The following is a 15,738-nucleotide window of genomic DNA, read 5'->3' as shown; positions in this document are numbered from 1 at the left end:
AATACGCGGCGATCGTCGAGGGCGTCGAAGAGAAGATGCCACTGGGCATCGCCGACCGAATGGCCGGGATCTGCGCAGGTTTCGCACCGGACGCGTCGCTGATCGCATTCACCCGGCGGCACGATGTCATCCCGACGGGCCGCGGTCCGGTGGCGCCGCCGCTGAGCGGACTACACGAAGTGGAACCACTCCGAGCGCGCGGGATGCGCAGGTACCGGCGGCTGGATCTGGCGGACAGCGACTCCGGGTCGGCGCGCTTCCATTCCCACTTCCGCGACTCTCACGTGGACGACGACCTGGTCGAGACGATCGTGCACGAGTACACGGTCGCCGGCACGATCGACACCTCGACGCGCGTCATCACCGGGGTGAACGCCGAGGTGCGAGTGTTGCCGTGGCAGGAATGCCCCGGAGCGATCGGTAGCGCGTCCCGCATCCGCGGTATGACTCTCGCCGAGTTGCGCGACCGCGTCCGCGGCGAATTCGTCGGCACCAGCACCTGCACCCACCTCAACGACACGTTGCGCTCGATCGCCGATCTGCAGGCGCTGATGGACAGCCGGTGAGCAGGTCGACGATCTGGTGTTCGATGTCCTGAAGGTCCGCGGGATCCCGCGTGGAGTCGGCGAATCGAACTCAGGCGGGTAGCGGTCCGCCGCACTGCAGCGCCCCGCTGTTGGGGTCGGAGTTTCCGGGCGCCGGTTTGACGAATTGGTCGGCCTGGGTGAAAACCGCGTCGTCGACGTCGATTTCGCAGTGCACGTTCGCCGCGTAGGGGAAATGCAGCACTATCCGCATCCCGGCCTGCTGGGGATCGGGCAGCACCGTGTTGGCCTCGAACACGTTGCCCGGCATGGAGGGCAGGTTGGTGGTGTTGGTCTGGCCGCCGTTGATGACGAACGTGGCCTGGCTCCCGGTCGTCAGCGCATCGATCCGGGCGCGATAGGTGATGTTGTGCAGGTCCGCCCGCGCGGTCGCCGGGCTCAGCTGGGAGCCAACGGCGATGAGGGTCACCGCGGTGATCGGCAGGAGCCTGCTACCGGTGCAGCTCATAGTCGCTGACATTACGCCCAGCGCAATCGGGGGACCAAGCGCTCAGGCGCCGCTCTCCCGCACCACCTCGCCGTCGACCACGAAGCGCGTCGCGCGCTGGGCGGCAAGCGCATCGACGAGTTCCGGGTAGGTTCCGTTGAGCGGCTGTCGGTTTCGCGACAACATCCGCACCCGGTCGCCGTCGCGGAACGCCAGACAGCGCATCCCGTCGAACTTGCGCTCGAAGATCCAGCGCGGATCGGAGAACCGCCTGTCGGTCAGGGTCGCCAGCGTGGGGGATCGCCAGTCGGGCACCGGTTCGTCGGGCAGCGCGGCTACGTCTGGCGCCACGTCAGCTCCATCCCATGGCCGACCAACCAGCGGGAGAGGTCATAGCCGTTGCGGGCCAACCCCGCAACGGCGTCCACGGCGCGCCGCACCGCCAGCTCGGCGACCTCCGGGGTCAACAGGCCGTGCCGGACGGCGTCCAGCAGCTCGTCGACGTCGGCCAGGTCCGCGCCGTCGCCGGTGCGGACTTCGATGTCGAGGTAGTGGTCCTCCGAACGCCACACCTCGGGCCCCGGCGTGTATTCGCCCACGTCGAGGTAGTAGTCGTGATCGCGCTCGTGGCCCGGGTTGAAGTGAAAGACGGTGGCGCGCAAGCCGAGCGAGGGCAGCAGCCAGGATTCGAGGTAATGGAACTGGGCGCGGCCGGGGGTGGGCCGGGCCACGTAGAGGCCCCACGGGTGAACCGCATAGTCGTCCACGTCCCGCACGATGCCCTTGGGATCGGTGTTGGTGCGGGCGATCAGGTCGAACGTCTCGTGCTTGGGCGGATGGATGCACCTACTCTAGTCACAATGAGCGACCTCAGCGGAAAGACAGCCCTGGTCACCGGCGGGAATTCGGGCATCGGGCTGGCGGCCGCGCAGCGGCTGGCCGACGCGGGCGCCCACGTCATCCTGACCGGGCGCAACCAGCAGACCATCGACGCCGCCGTGGCCTCGATCGGTGAACGGGCGACGGGCGTCCGCGCTGACGTGGCCAACCTTGACGACGTGGCCGCCGTCGCCGACGTCGTCGCCTCCCGCGGAGCGGGCCTCGACGTGCTCTTCGCCAACGCGGGCGGCGGAGAATTCGCGGCACTGGGCGACATTTCGGTCGAACACTTCACGTCCACGTTCATGACCAACGTGGGCGGCACGCTGTTCACCGTGCAAGCCATGCTGCCGCTGCTCAACCGCGGGTCGTCGATCGTGCTGACCGGCTCGACCGCCGCCTACAACGGCACCCCCGCGTTCAGCGTGTACGCGGCGACCAAGGCGGCGATCCGCTCGTTCGGGCGGACCTGGGCCGCCGAACTCGTGGGCCGCGGGATCCGGGTCAACACCATCGTTCCCGGACCGGTCGAGACGCCGGGGCTTTTGGGGCTGGCGCCGGCCGGGCGGGAGCAGGAGTTGCGAGAAGGCGAGGCGGCCAAGGTGCCGATGGGCCGCCTGGGCAGGCCCGAGGAGGTCGCCGCGGCGGTGCTTTTCCTCGCGTCGGACGAGAGCAGCTTCATGACCGGCAGCGAGATCTTCGTCGACGGCGGTGCGGAGCAAATCTAGGGCCGCGCCGGCCTATCGGCGTAAGCGGATTCTCCACCGCACGAAGCCGGCGTAGAAGAGCGACAACGCCGCCAGCATGCCCATGTCCAGCAGCCACACCTTCGGCGTGTGCTGCCAGAACCGGTCCTGGGACAGCAGCGAATCGGGCACCAGGTGCCGCAGATCCACCGTCGACGCGGCCGCGGCGTAGCCCCAGCGCGCGGGCATCGCGAAGGAGAGCTGGTCCAGTCCCAGCCGGCCGGTCACGGGAACCATGCCGCCGCAGAGCACCAACTGGGCCATCACCGTCACCACGAACAGCGGCATGATCTGCTCGCTGGAGCGGACCAGCGACGAGATCGCCAGGCCGAGAATCGCCGAGGCGACACACGTCGCCGCGACGGTGGCGAACAGCTCGACCGTCGCCCCGGCGGTCGAGTGGCCGAGCAGGACGCCGCCGCGTGTCGGCGCGCTCTTGCCGATCACCACGATCGCGGTGATGATGGCCGACTGCAGGACGGCAAAGCCGCAGAACACCGCGGTCTTCGCGAGCAGGTAGGCCGTCGTCGACAACCCGACCGCCTGCTCGCGCTGAAAGATCGGGCGTTCGCCGACCAGGTCGCGGATCGTCAGCGCGGTGCCCATGAACGCCGCGGCCGGCATCAGCAGCGCCAGGATCTGCGCCGCCTCGTCCGGTGTCCCGGCGTTCGTGCCGGGCAGATGAAATCCGTTGCCGCCCGGAACCGTCAGCGACAGCGAACCCAAGATGAACGGCAACAGCGCCAGGAAGATGAAATAGGCGCGGTCGGCGACGACCAGGCGGATCTGCCTTCGGGCGACCGTCGAAATCTGGCGCCGCACACTGGTGTGCACCGGTTCGCCCAGGGCGCCCGGCTCGTCCGCCTTGTCCGGCAACAGTTTCTGCGGCCGCTTCTCGGCGTCACGCTGCTCGAGGAAGCGCCGGTTGGCCTCCTCGGGATCGGCGCCCACCTTGGTGAAGATCTTGGCCCAGTTGGTGGTGCCCATCGCCGCACCGATGCGGTCGGGCGGGCCGCAGTAGGCCGTCTTGCCGCCCGGGGCCACCAGCAGCAGCTGGTCGCAGGTGTCGAGGTAGGACAGCATGTGCGTCACCACGATCACCACCCGGCCGGCGTCGGCCAGCTGCCGCAGCATCGTCATGACCTGGTGGTCGAGCGCCGGGTCCAGGCCGGAGGTCGGCTCGTCGAGGATCAGCAGCGACGGGCCGGTGAGCAGCTCGAGGGCCACCGACGCGCGTTTGCGCTGACCGCCGGACAGCTTGTCCACCCGGGTGTCGGCGTGCTTGGTCAGGTCCAGTTCGTCGAGGACCTGCGCGACGACCTTCGCCCGGTCGGATTTGCTGGTGTCGGGCGGCAGCCGCAGCTCGGCGGCGTAGCCGAGCGCCTGGTTGATGGTCAGCTGCCGGTGCACCACGTCGTCCTGCGGGACCATGCCGATGCGGCTGCGCAACGACGCGTATTCGGCGTGAATGTCGTGGCCCTCGAACGTGACCGAGCCCGAACTGGGAGTGGTGTAGCCGGCGATCAGCCTGGCCAGGGTGCTCTTCCCGGCGCCCGACCCGCCGATCACGGCGGTCAGCGTTCCGGGTCGCGCGATCAGCGAGATCTCGTCCAGCAGTTGTTTGCCGCCGTCGACGACGTAGTTGACGTTGCGCACCTCGAGCCCGCCGGTGCGGGTCTCGGCCTCGCTGCGCTTGGTCAGGGTGCCGCCGCGGAAAACGAGGTCGACATTGCCGATGGTGACGACGTCGTCGTCGGACAGGATGGCCGACCCGACCCGGGTGCCGTTGACGAAGGTCCCGTTGATGCTGTTGTCCCGGATCTCGGTGCCCAGCGGCGTCTGCACCAACGTGGCGTGCTGACGTGAGGCCAGCACGTCGGAGACCACGATGTCGCTCTCCGCGGCGCGCCCGATCGTCATGGCGCCCGGGGTGCCCGCGGCCGCCGACGAGCGCGGCGAGAGCAACTTCACAAAGCGCGTCGCGAGGTTGGACACGTCGGCCGTCTTCGCGTCGACCACGGTGAGTTCGGCCGGCGGCGTCGACCCCGCCTGTGGCTTCCCCGCGTGCACGACGGTCCGTTCCGCGGGCGGTGTGCCCCGTGGCCGCGGCCGCGGCGGCGCCTGCCGGGGCGGTGGAACAGGCTGGCGGACCGGGGAATTCGGGCGCGCGGCCGGCGGCCCGGGTGTCGCTGGCCGCGGCGGACGGGTCGGATTCGTTTGCTGCTCCGGCAGCGCGGACCAGGCCAGCGTCGGCGGCCCGGCCTCCGGACCCGGGCGGGTCCGGCCCGGGCGGTCGGTATAACCCTGCTGCGGCCCGACGGCGAAGGTCAGGCGCGGTCCCCGCGGGTTGCCGACGTGAATGGTCTGGCCGTCGTGGACATCGATGACCGGCATCCGGTAGCCGTTGAGATAGGTCCCGTTCAGCGAGCCGTTGTCGATTGCCAGCCACCGGCCCTGGTCGAAACGCAGGATCAGGTGGGCGCGCGAAATCCGGGGATCGGGGATGCGCACGTCGGCCTCGGTGTCGCGGCCGACGACCACCTCGTGGCCGGCCGCGAAGGATCGTTGGGACCCGTCGTGCCGAATCGTCAGGATGGGCGGGGCGGGTCGAGTCACCATTCAAGTATCGGTGCGCGCGGTGAGTGGTCTCTATTGGGACCGCCTGTGATTTGGCTATGTGTCGAAGCGGCGACTCATAGCCGTTTCATAGCTCGCTGAGACGAAGCCCCTACCGCGGTCCGGCATGATCTGAACGGAAGGGGAGGTCTGTTTCCGGGCGCGCCGGGCACATCGTCGTGCCGGCTGGAACGCCGAGGTGAAGCGAGGCTCAATCGCGATGCATGTGCCCGAGGCAGTGCGCGCCGTGTCAGGTTGCGACGCCGGGGTCCAAACGACGAGGGGGCGAGGCGGCAGATGGATGACGACAAGGGGACTACCCGGCGCATCGGCGCCGGGCGGCGGCTGCTGAGCAACCCGCGGGAGGCCCGTGCCGCCCTGCGCGCGGGATTTCAGTCGTTGCCCGCGGTCACCATCGCCCAGCTGTTTCGCCGCATCCCGCCGATCAGTTCGAGCCCGAACGCGGAGCCCGAGGAGCGCCCCGCGGAGGCCGACGGTGCCCGCCTGTCGATCTCCAGCGGGGCACCCTTCGCCGGCTACACGATCCTGCGCCAGCTGGGCGCCGGGGGCATGGCCGAGGTGTACCTGGCGCTGCATCCCCGGTTGCCGCGTCGCGACGTCATCAAGGTTCTTGCGGAAGCGGTCACCGCCGATCCGGAGTTCCGTGAAAGGTTCAACCGCGAGGCGGATCTGGCCGCGACGTTGTGGCATCCCCACATCGTCGGCGTGCACGACCGCGGCGAATTCAACGGTCACCTCTGGATTTCCATGGATTACGTCGAGGGCACCGACGCCTCCCGGCTGGTGAAGGAGCGCTACCCCGACGGGATGCCGGTCGGTGAGGTGTGCGCGATCGTCCAGGCTGTCGCGGGGGCCCTCGACTACGCCCACGACCGCGGGCTGCTGCACCGCGACGTGAAACCGGCGAACATCCTGCTCACCCATCCGGATGATGGTGAACGCCGAATCCTGTTGGCGGACTTCGGCGTCGCGCGTCACCTCGGCGACATCAGCGGGATCACCGAGACCAATGTCGCGGTGGGAACGGTGGCCTACGCCGCGCCGGAACAGTTGACGGGATCCAACATCGACGGCCGGGCGGACCAATACGCCTTGGCCGCAACGGCTTTCCACCTGCTCACTGGAGCGCCGCCGTTCCAGCATTCGAATCCGATCGCGGTGATCAGCCAGCACCTGCACGAAGAGCCGCCCCGCCTCAGCGATTACCGCCCGGAGCTGGCGCATCTGGACGAGGCGTTCCGCAAGGCCCTCGCGAAACAACCCGAGGACCGTTTCGAGCGGTGCCGCGCGTTCGCGGCCGCCGTCGGCGAGCGCTGCGACGACGTGGCGGAGGCCGGCCCGCGCGCCCGGGCCCGCACCACCGTGACCACGCCGCCGCGCAACGGCCCCCGCGCCGCCCTCGCCGCGATGAACCACCGGTTCTCGGCGCGGACGCGATGGGCGGTCGGGCTGTTGTGCGCGATGCTGATCGCCGTGGCCGCCACCTGGTCGGTCCTGTACTCGTTCGAGCCGGACACCCCACCCGCCAGCCCGACGCTCGCGTCGAAACCGTCCGTCCCGGCGCCCGCGAGGTCCGGGGGGCCGACGCTCTCCGGCAGCTATCGGCTGGACTACGACCAGGGCAAGCGGACCACCAACGGCGTCGCGATCCGCCACGACGGCCCTGCCACCGGCTGGTGGGCCTTCCGCTCCGGGTGCACCACGAACGGCTGCGCGGCCACCGGCGCCCGGCTGGACAACGCGACCCACCAGACTGCGAGCGGCCCGACGGACACGCTGCACTTCGTCGGCGGCTACTGGCAGGGCGCGCCGCAGCAGGAACGGATGGACTGCACGCCGCCCAACTCCCAGGCCAAGGCGACCCAGCAGGAGACGCTGGCGTGGTCGCTGGCCCCGCAGGCCGACGGCACCCTGCGCGGCACGGTGACGGAGACCGTGCAGACCAACGAGTGTGGCGCGCAGGGCGCGGTGGTGCGGGTGCCGGTGGTGGCCACCCGGGTCGGCGACGCGCCCGCCGGGGTCAACCTGGGCGACCCCGCGGAGGCCGTCGCCACGTCGACGGCGGCCGCCGCCCCGGCGCCGCCCGTGCTCGGCGCGGTGTGCGGCGACGTCGGCAAGCTGGCCTACGACCCGACCAACAGCGAGCAGATCGTCTGCGAGGGCAACAGCTGGGCCAAGGCACCGATCACGATGGGCGTGCACGCCTCCGGCAGTTCATGCGACCGGCCTGGCACCTCGGTGTTCGCCATGACCACCTCCAACGACGGCTACCTCTTGCAGTGCGATCCCGTCACGCGGACGTGGACCCGTCCGGTGGGGTAGTGCGTGTCCGGACCAATAGGTGACCTTCGGATTTGATATCACCAGCGCTATCACGTTCCAGAATCGTGTTGTCCTTAAGCCGGCACTCGTGTGAAGGACGTGGCGGGCCCCGGCGCGTTGACTGACTAGAGGAGGTCGGAACAATGGTGCGCCCACCGCTTGACGCCGACGACGCTGAAGTGCAGTTTGCCGCTGATGTGCTGCGGAAATTGTTGCGCCATATCGACTTCGAGAACAGCAGGCGTAGCAACCCCTATCTGGTCTCCCACGCGTGGACCGATGGGCCGATGATGTACCTGGTGTACGCGGCGCCACCGTCGGACAGAATTTGGGGACTGGCCCGCAACACCAGGGAGTCAATCATCGACCCCGCCCCGTGGCCGAACTTGGACGAGGCGGTGCTCTACTACTATCTGCTCGATTTCGAGGAGAACCAGCCCTCCTCGTCTCTTGGCGGGCCGGGCGAGCCGGACACTATTTGGTGGTTCGGCTGCCCGGGCGAAGGCCTCCCGGCACGGCCATCAAGCATCCCTGAGGCGTGTCGGTGCACCCCATCGAACCGATCCCGGCCGCTCAATCCCAGAAGGGGCGAGAGCGGGCCCGCCCCGCAGCCCCGTCGATACGGCAATCCGCTCTGAGCGCAATGGCCTGGTCAGAGGGCTGCCTGACGCCGGCTCCGCGACACTTGTCGGTGCGCGGTTCTAACCTGGTGGCATGGCTTTCGCCACGGAACATCCCGTAGTCGCACATTCGGAATACCGCGCGGTCGACGAGGTCGTGCGCGTCGGCGGCCACTTCGAGGTCGTCAGCCCGCACGCGCCCGCCGGCGACCAGCCGGCCGCAATCGACGAGCTGGAACGCCGCATCCGGGCGGGCGAGCGCGACGTGGTGTTGCTCGGCGCCACCGGTACCGGGAAGTCGGCCACCACCGCCTGGCTCATCGAGCGGCTGCAACGGCCCACGCTGGTCATGGCGCCGAACAAGACGCTGGCCGCCCAGCTTGCCAACGAGCTGCGAGAGATGTTGCCGCACAACGCGGTCGAGTACTTCGTCTCGTACTACGACTACTACCAGCCGGAGGCGTACATCGCCCAGACCGACACCTACATCGAGAAGGACAGCTCGATCAACGACGACGTGGAGCGGCTGCGGCACTCCGCGACGTCGTCGCTGCTCTCCCGGCGCGACGTGGTCGTGGTGGCCTCGGTGTCGTGCATCTACGGCCTGGGCACCCCGCAGTCGTACCTGGACCGCTCCGTGGAACTCAGCGTCGGCACCGAGGTGCCCCGCGACGCGTTGCTGCGGTTGCTGGTCGACGTGCAGTACACCCGCAACGACCTGTCCTTCACCCGGGGCTCGTTCCGGGTGCGCGGCGACACGGTCGAGATCATCCCGTCCTACGAAGAGCTGGCGGTGCGCATCGAGTTCTTCGGCGACGAGATCGAGGCGTTGTACTACCTGCACCCGCTGACCGGCGACGTGATCCGCCAGGTCGACTCGCTGCGGATCTTCCCGGCCACCCACTACGTCGCCGGTCCGGAGCGGATGGCCCATGCGATCTCGACTATCGAGGAGGAGCTGGCGCAGCGGCTGGCCGAGCTGGAGGGCCAGGGCAAGCTGCTGGAGGCGCAGCGGCTGCGCATGCGCACCAACTACGACATCGAGATGATGCGCCAGGTCGGCTTCTGCTCGGGCATCGAGAACTACTCGCGCCACATCGACGGCCGCGGCCCCGGCTCGCCCCCGGCGACCCTGCTCGACTACTTCCCCGAGGATTTTCTGCTGGTCATCGACGAGTCGCACGTCACGGTGCCGCAGATCGGCGGGATGTACGAGGGCGACATGTCCCGCAAGCGCAACCTGGTCGAGTACGGGTTCCGGCTGCCGTCGGCGTGCGACAACCGCCCGCTGACCTGGGAGGAGTTCGCCAACCGGATCGGGCAGACGGTGTACCTGTCGGCCACCCCGGGCCCCTACGAGCTGAGCCAGGCCGGCGGCGAGTTCGTCGAGCAGGTCATCCGGCCGACCGGCCTGGTGGACCCGAAGGTGGTGGTCAAGCCCACCAAGGGGCAGATCGACGACCTGATCGGGGAGATCCGCAAGCGCACCGACGCCGACGAGCGGGTGCTGGTCACCACGCTGACCAAGAAGATGGCCGAGGACCTCACCGATTACCTGCTGGAGATGGGCATCCGGGTGCGCTATCTGCACTCCGAGGTCGACACGCTGCGCCGGGTGGAACTGCTGCGCCAGCTGCGGCTGGGGGACTACGACGTGCTCGTCGGCATCAACCTGCTCCGCGAGGGCCTGGACCTCCCCGAGGTCTCGCTGGTGGCGATCCTGGACGCCGACAAGGAGGGCTTCCTGCGGTCCTCGCGCAGCCTGATCCAGACCATCGGCCGCGCAGCCCGCAACGTCTCCGGCGAAGTGCACATGTACGCGGACTCGATCACCGACTCGATGAAAGAGGCGATTGACGAGACCGAACGGCGGCGGGCCAAGCAGATCGCCTACAACGAGGCCCACGGCATCGACCCGCAGCCGCTGCGCAAGAAGATCGCCGACATCCTCGACCAGGTCTATCGCGAGGCCGACGACACGGAAACGGTGGGGGTCGGCGGGTCCGGCCGCAACTCCTCCCGGGGCCGGCGCGCCCAGGGCGAACCGGGCCGCGCCGTCAGTGCCGGGGTCTTCGAGGGCCGCGACACGACCAGCATGCCGCGCGCCGAATTGGCCGACCTGATCAAGGACCTCACCGAGCAGATGATGGCCGCCGCGCGGGACCTGCAGTTCGAGCTGGCCGCGCGCTTCCGCGACGAGATCGCCGACCTGAAGAAGGAACTGCGGGGGATGGACGCCGCCGGCCTGAAATGAGTTTGCTGGCAGCGCATCTCCGATTTGCACCCCTGAGGCACCCCATACGGTAGAAGGGTGACCGACACCGCGACCGCGACTGGCGGCTGGCGCCAGCTGCTGGGCGCCAGGTATCTGAGGACCTCCATCCTGCTGGCGGGTGGGGTGTGTCTTTACGCCACGAACGAGTTCCTGACCACCAGCTTGTTGCCGAACACCATCGCCGAAATCGGCGGCAGCCGGCTCTACGCCTGGGTCACGACCCTGTACCTCGTCGGGTCGGTGGTGGCGGCCGCGATGGTCAATCCGATGCTGCTGCGCGTCGGGGCGCGCTCGTGCTACCTGACCGGTCTCGCCGTGTTCGGCACCTCCAGCCTGGTTTGCGCGGCGGCGCCCAACATGGAGGTTCTGATAGCCGGGCGCGCCCTGCAGGGTGTCGCAGGCGGGCTGCTGGCCGGCCTCGGGTACGCGCTGATCAATTCCGCTCTTCCGCGCATGCTGTGGACGCGCGGCTCGGCGCTGGTGTCGGCGATGTGGGGCGTGGCGACGGTGGTCGGCCCGACGACGGGCGGCCTGTTCGCCCAGCTGGGCCTGTGGCGGTGGGCCTTCGTGGCGATGGCGGTGCTGACCGCCCTGATGGGCCTGCTGGTGCCCGTCGCGCTGGCCCGCGTCGAGCACACGCCCGTCGTGGCGCCGATGAAGGTCCCGGTGCGGTCGCTGCTGCTGATCGGTGCCGCCGCGCTGGCGGTCAGCGTCGCCCAGATTCCGAGCAACACGCTGGCGACGTTCGCCCTGCTCGCCGTCGGCGTCGCCCTGGTGGGAGCATTCGTGCTCGTCGATTGGCGGACGCACGCGGCGATCTTGCCGCCCAGCGTCTTCGGCCCCGGCCCACTGAAGTGGATCTATCTGACCATGGGCGCGCTGATGGGCGCCGCGATGGTGAACACCTACGTGCCCCTGTTCGGCCAGCGGCTGGCGCACCTGACCCCGATAGCGGCCGGATTCCTGGGGGCCGCGCTGGCGCTGGGCTGGACGGTCAGCGAGATCCTCAGCGCGTCCCTCGAGAGCCCCCGCACGATCGCGCGGGTCATCGTGGCGGCACCGATCGTGGCCGCCTCCGGCCTGGCCCTGGCCGCGGTCGCCCGCCGCGGGGACACGTCCCCGTGGACGGCCGCGCTGTGGGCGATCGCGCTGCTGGTGGCGGGCACCGGGATCGGGATGGCCTGGCCGCATCTGTCGGCGCGCGCGATGTCCTCGGTCGACGACCCGGCCGAAGGCGGCGCCGCCTCGGCGGCGATCAACACCGTCCAGCTGATCTCCGCGGCCATCGCCGCGGGTCTGGCCGGCGTGGTGGTGAACACCGCCAAGGGCGGCGACGGGATGGCGGCGCACTGGCTGTTCACGGTGTTCACCGCGCTCTGCGCGGCCGGGGTGGCGGTGTCCTACGGCGCGACCCGCCCGCGCCAGGTGCAACCCGTCAGCTGACTAGCGGCGGCGTCAGTCCGGGTCGTCGTCGGCCTGGAAGACGGCCACCACCCCGTCGACGTCGCCCAACACCTGTCGCGCGCTCGCGATCCTGGTGCCGGACAACGTCATCGCCACCCGCACCTCGCCGTCGTCGATGTCGTGCGCGTCCGCGTCGAGCTCGGTGAGCTGCCAGTTCTGCTGCCCGCAGATGCGCAGCACCTCCCGCAGCATGCCGCGGCCGTTCTCGTAGATGATCTGCACCCGGACGGTGCCCCGCAGCTGGGCCGTCAGGTGGCCCTCGACCGCCTTGAAGACGAGCGCGCTGACGAAGTGCAGGGCCACGACGGCGCTGGCGAGCAGCAGCAGGCCGGCGCCCACCGCCATGCCGACCGCGGCCGATTCCCAAACCGCGGCCGCCGTCGTGAGCCCGTGCACGGCACCACGCCGGGTGATGATGATGCCGGCCCCCAAAAAGCCGACGCCGGAAACGATTTGGGCCGCGACGCGGGATGGGTCCAGTGCGACCGCGCCGGGCGACAGGACGTCGGCGAAGCCGTACTTGCTGACCAGCATGATCAACGCCGCCGACGTCCCGACGATCGTCTGCGTCCGCAGCCCGGCGCTCTTGCCCTGGATGGTGCGTTCGAAGCCGATGAGCGCGGTCAATCCGAACGCGGCGAACAGCTCGACCAGGTGTCGGAGACCCTGCACGTTGCCGCCCAGCAGCGATGCGGCCAGCGAGCTTTGCATACCCCGTCAACTACCCAACAAATGGCGGTTCATGCCGCCGGCAAAGCGCGAATCAGCGCGTGGACTTCACCACCTGCGAGTAATGGAACTGCCAGCGTTCGACAATGCGGAACCCGAGGTAACTCGGGAATCGATAGGCCGGGGCGCGGCCGAATGCGGGCCCGGGTGGCAATGACGCCCCGGATTGGTGGTCGGGCAGCGACGTTTCCTTATTGGTAATGGTCCAGATCGCGGGGCATTTGTTGATTTTTGTGGTGGTGAGCCACACGGCGACGTGCCCGTCCCACAACGACCCGACCTTCGGCCCGTACGCGCCCCGTTCGACGTCGATCAGGGACCGGAAGGCCGCCGGTCGGGTGGCCAGCAGGGCGCGGATCGGGCCGGGCCGCCACGGCACGGTGTTGTCGACCATCAGGCAGTCACCGGGGGCGGCGTGCGAGCTGATCAGATCGGCGACCTGGCTGTAATCCCAGCCCTCCTTGGCGTACGGCCACCGCTGGACGAACAGGTAGTTCGGCACCGCGGCCACGGCGCAGACCAGCACCACACCGGCGATCGGCCAGGGTTTGCGGGCGAGCGTGACGATGCACACGGCCAGCACGACGGCCATCGCGGGCGCGGTGAAGATCAGGTAGCGCGGGTAGTAGATCGGTTCGCTGACGGCCGAATAGACGACCACGAGCGCCGTGGGAATGACCAGCCAGGCCGAGCAGGCGATCAACAGGCGGCGCACGTCGCCGGCCGGTGGCCGGACCCCCGCCAGCCGGGCGACGATCGCCGCCACGACGAGGACCGCGGACAGGATCGCGAACGGAACGCTGTGGTCGAAATACTGGCGCAGGACGATGTCGAACGCGTAATGCCAGCTGACCGGGTAGATCCAGTTGACCTGCCAAACCTGGGCGTGGGCGAACAACATGAACGGCGTCATGGCAGCGACCGCGACGGTCGAGCTGCCCGCCCACCAAATCAGCGGGGATTTGCGCGCTTTCTCGGGCGCCAGCAGAGGCACCATTACCGCATAAACCGGCACCAACAGCACCATGTTCAGATTCAGCAAAATCGACAGCATTAACGCCAGCGCGTAGCAAATCCACAATCGCGGTCTGTTGCGCCGGACGGCGGCGACGAGCAATACGGTGAGCCAGACCGCCGCGGCGGCCGCGAAGGCGTAGGGTCGCGCTTCCATGCCCGCCCAGGTGGTGCGCGGCAAGATGGCGAACACGACGCCCGCGCACACCGCGACCGGCCGGGTGGAGAACCGTCTGGTGAACACCGTGACACCCGCGGCGGCGGCGCCGATCGCGAGGGCGCTGGGCGCCCGCGACCAAAATTCGGTCGGCGGAAAAACGGCGAACCAGCAGTGCATCAGCAGGTAATACAGCCCGTGTACGGCGTCGATGTGGCTCAGCAGGCGCCACAGCTCGGCCAGAGTCCGGCTCGCCGCGGCCGAGATGGTCGCCCCCTCGTCGAACCACAGCGAGGGCCTGCAGGCCCAGGCGCCGCTGACGACGGCCGCGAAGACGGCGATGGCCCACGAGTCGAGCAATCTTCCGGGCGGACGCGCGGGTGCGGGCTCCTCGACGTGGTCCGCGACGCGCTGCTCGACGGTGGGCATTGACATGATGCTTGTCACTGTAAAGCGGAATCGCCGGGACGGGTCACAATACCGCCCCGGGCTATTCGACCCCGCCGTGCGCATTCCACGAAAAGCGGCGTTATGCAACGCTTTCCGCCGCCGGCCAGAGCATTTGAATGTTTTGTCATCGGCGATATTCTCCGTTGCCGCGGCGCGACGCCGCAAATTGTCGACACGCCCGGCCATGTGGTGTCGCTAATCTCTTCCCTGTGCAACGGGCAAACGCGATAGTGTTCTTGGGTTGGCTGACCAACCGAATCAGGGAGGGTAAATGGGCGCCTATCGGACTGTGGTGGTGGGAACCGACGGCTCGGACTCGTCAATGCGCGCGGTAGACAAGGCGGCGCAGATCGCGGGGCCGGACGCCAAGCTGCTCGTCGCGTCGGCATACCTGCCCCAGCATGAGGACGCCCGGGCGGCGGACGCCCTGCGCAACGAGAGCTACAAGGTGTCCGGCACCGCGCCCATCTACGCGATCCTGCAGGATGCCAAGGAGCGGGCGCACAAGGCCGGGGCCAAGAACGTTGAGGAGCGCCCGATCGAGGGCGCGCCGGTCGACGCGCTGGTCAAGCTCGCCGAGGACGAGAAGGCCGACCTGCTGGTGGTCGGAAACGTCGGCCTGAGCACGATCGCCGGCCGGTTGCTGGGATCGGTGCCGGCCAACGTCTCACGTCGCGCCAAGGTCGACGTGCTGATCGTGCACACCACGTCCTAACGCAGGGCCGCCCTACCAGCCCCGCTCGCGCCATTCCGCCAGGTGGGGACGCTCGGCGCCCAGCACCGTGTCGTCACCGTGACCGGGGTAGATGACGGTTGAATCGTCGTACACGTCGAACACCCGCGTGGTGACGTCGTCGAGCAGCTGGGTGAAATCGCCGGGCTGCCACGTCTTGCCGACGCCGCCCGGGAACAGGCAGTCGCCGGTGAACAGCTGCGTGACCCCGCCCGTCGCGGGCCCGTCGAGGGCGAGCGCGACGGAGCCGGGCGTGTGGCCGCGCAGGTGGATGACCTTGAACTGCAGCTCGCCGATCTCGACGGTGTCGCCGTCGGCCAGCAAACGATCCGGTTTGACCGGCAACGGCTCGGCGTCGATCTCGTGGGCTGCGGTCGGTGCGCCGGTGGCCTCGGCCACGGCCTGAAGCGCCTGCCAGTGGTCGAAATGCTGATGGCTGGTCACGATCAGCGCCACCTTGGGCGCGTTCTGCCGGATCAGGTCGATCAGGACGTCGGCGTCGTTGGCGGCGTCGATCAACAACGTTTCGCCCGTGGCGGAACAAGTCACCAAATACGCATTGTTGTCCATGGGGCCCACCGACGCCTTTAGGATCGTGGCGCCGGGTAGGGTCCGGCGGGCCGCGGTACCAGGGTCGACGTGTCCGGTGTAGTTGTCGTCCAGGGCAGTCATAGCGGCCA

General features: G+C 69.0%; 13 protein-coding genes and 1 pseudogene. 7 read left to right on the top strand and 7 right to left on the bottom strand.

Going from position 1 to position 15,738, the window contains the following annotated elements:
• Positions 1–566: DUF2889 domain-containing protein (locus A5704_RS26635; protein WP_156737769.1), on the top strand; the 566-nt coding region annotated here is incomplete at its 5' end.
• A 70-nt stretch (positions 567–636) separates the two neighbouring features.
• On the opposite strand, the gene A5704_RS26630 is transcribed toward A5704_RS26635, so the two are convergent.
• The 3 genes and pseudogenes from A5704_RS26630 to A5704_RS26620 form a co-directional block, all read right to left on the bottom strand.
• Positions 637–1,053, bottom strand: a complete 417-nt coding sequence (locus A5704_RS26630; RefSeq protein ID WP_067891889.1) for a hypothetical protein — start codon at positions 1,051–1,053, stop codon at positions 637–639.
• Between the two features lie 48 nt (positions 1,054–1,101).
• A pseudogene (locus A5704_RS26625) lies at positions 1,102–1,383 on the bottom strand (ATP-dependent DNA ligase); the annotation flags it as partial.
• Entirely contained in the window at positions 1,368–1,808 is a 441-nt protein-coding gene (locus A5704_RS26620; protein WP_067891886.1) for a DUF402 domain-containing protein, read from the bottom strand. The gene A5704_RS26620 and the pseudogene A5704_RS26625, both read right to left, overlap by 16 nt.
• Positions 1,809–1,892: 84 nt before the next feature.
• On the opposite strand from A5704_RS26620, the gene A5704_RS26615 reads away from it, so the two are divergent.
• Positions 1,893–2,639, top strand: a complete 747-nt coding sequence (locus A5704_RS26615; protein WP_067778866.1) for an SDR family oxidoreductase — start codon at positions 1,893–1,895, stop codon at positions 2,637–2,639.
• 12 nt (positions 2,640–2,651) lie between these two features.
• Here the strand turns inward: A5704_RS26615 and A5704_RS26610 are convergent, their stop codons facing one another.
• Positions 2,652–5,276 carry an FHA domain-containing protein gene (locus A5704_RS26610; protein ID WP_197508546.1) on the bottom strand — a complete coding sequence of 875 codons (2,625 nt, stop codon included), beginning with the start codon at positions 5,274–5,276 and terminating at the stop codon, positions 2,652–2,654.
• Positions 5,277–5,570: 294 nt separating this feature from the next.
• Between A5704_RS26610 and A5704_RS26605 the strand changes: the two genes are divergently transcribed.
• The 4 genes from A5704_RS26605 (at position 5,571) to A5704_RS26595 (ending at position 11,954) form a co-directional block, all read left to right on the top strand.
• Complete coding sequence (locus A5704_RS26605) at positions 5,571–7,616, top strand: serine/threonine-protein kinase (RefSeq protein ID WP_067891885.1); 2,046 nt, start codon at positions 5,571–5,573, stop codon at positions 7,614–7,616.
• Positions 7,617–7,759: 143 nt separating this feature from the next.
• On the top strand, positions 7,760–8,254 hold the full coding sequence (locus A5704_RS28070; protein ID WP_082954982.1) for a hypothetical protein: 495 nt from the start codon (positions 7,760–7,762) through the stop codon (positions 8,252–8,254).
• Positions 8,255–8,330: 76 nt separating this feature from the next.
• Positions 8,331–10,490, top strand: coding sequence for an excinuclease ABC subunit UvrB (gene uvrB, locus A5704_RS26600; protein ID WP_067891882.1), 2,160 nt, complete (start codon positions 8,331–8,333; stop codon positions 10,488–10,490).
• A gap of 57 nt (positions 10,491–10,547) precedes the next feature.
• Complete coding sequence (locus A5704_RS26595; protein ID WP_067891880.1) at positions 10,548–11,954, top strand: MFS transporter; 1,407 nt, start codon at positions 10,548–10,550, stop codon at positions 11,952–11,954.
• A 12-nt stretch (positions 11,955–11,966) separates the two neighbouring features.
• On the opposite strand, the gene A5704_RS26590 is transcribed toward A5704_RS26595, so the two are convergent.
• Positions 11,967–12,686, bottom strand: coding sequence for an MgtC/SapB family protein (locus tag A5704_RS26590; RefSeq protein ID WP_067891875.1), 720 nt, complete (start codon positions 12,684–12,686; stop codon positions 11,967–11,969).
• Positions 12,687–12,738: 52 nt separating this feature from the next.
• Positions 12,739–14,310, bottom strand: coding sequence for a glycosyltransferase family 39 protein (locus tag A5704_RS26585; RefSeq protein WP_067891899.1), 1,572 nt, complete (start codon positions 14,308–14,310; stop codon positions 12,739–12,741).
• A 286-nt stretch (positions 14,311–14,596) separates the two neighbouring features.
• Between A5704_RS26585 and A5704_RS26580 the strand changes: the two genes are divergently transcribed.
• Entirely contained in the window at positions 14,597–15,040 is a 444-nt protein-coding gene (locus tag A5704_RS26580; protein ID WP_067754834.1) for a universal stress protein, read from the top strand.
• 12 nt (positions 15,041–15,052) lie between these two features.
• Here A5704_RS26580 and A5704_RS26575 read toward each other — a convergent pair whose 3' ends face one another.
• Positions 15,053–15,730 (bottom strand): MBL fold metallo-hydrolase, encoded by a 678-nt coding sequence (locus A5704_RS26575; RefSeq protein WP_067891872.1) that lies wholly within the window; start codon positions 15,728–15,730, stop codon positions 15,053–15,055.
• Positions 15,731–15,738: the final 8 nt, after the last annotated feature.

The sequence above is a fragment of the Mycobacterium sp. E735 genome (assembly GCF_001666955.1).
In the GTDB taxonomy this organism is placed as follows: Bacteria; Actinomycetota; Actinomycetes; order Mycobacteriales; family Mycobacteriaceae; genus Mycobacterium.
The sequence above is the reverse complement of the archived record's forward strand: the minus strand, read 5'-3'. Positions and strand labels throughout refer to the sequence as shown.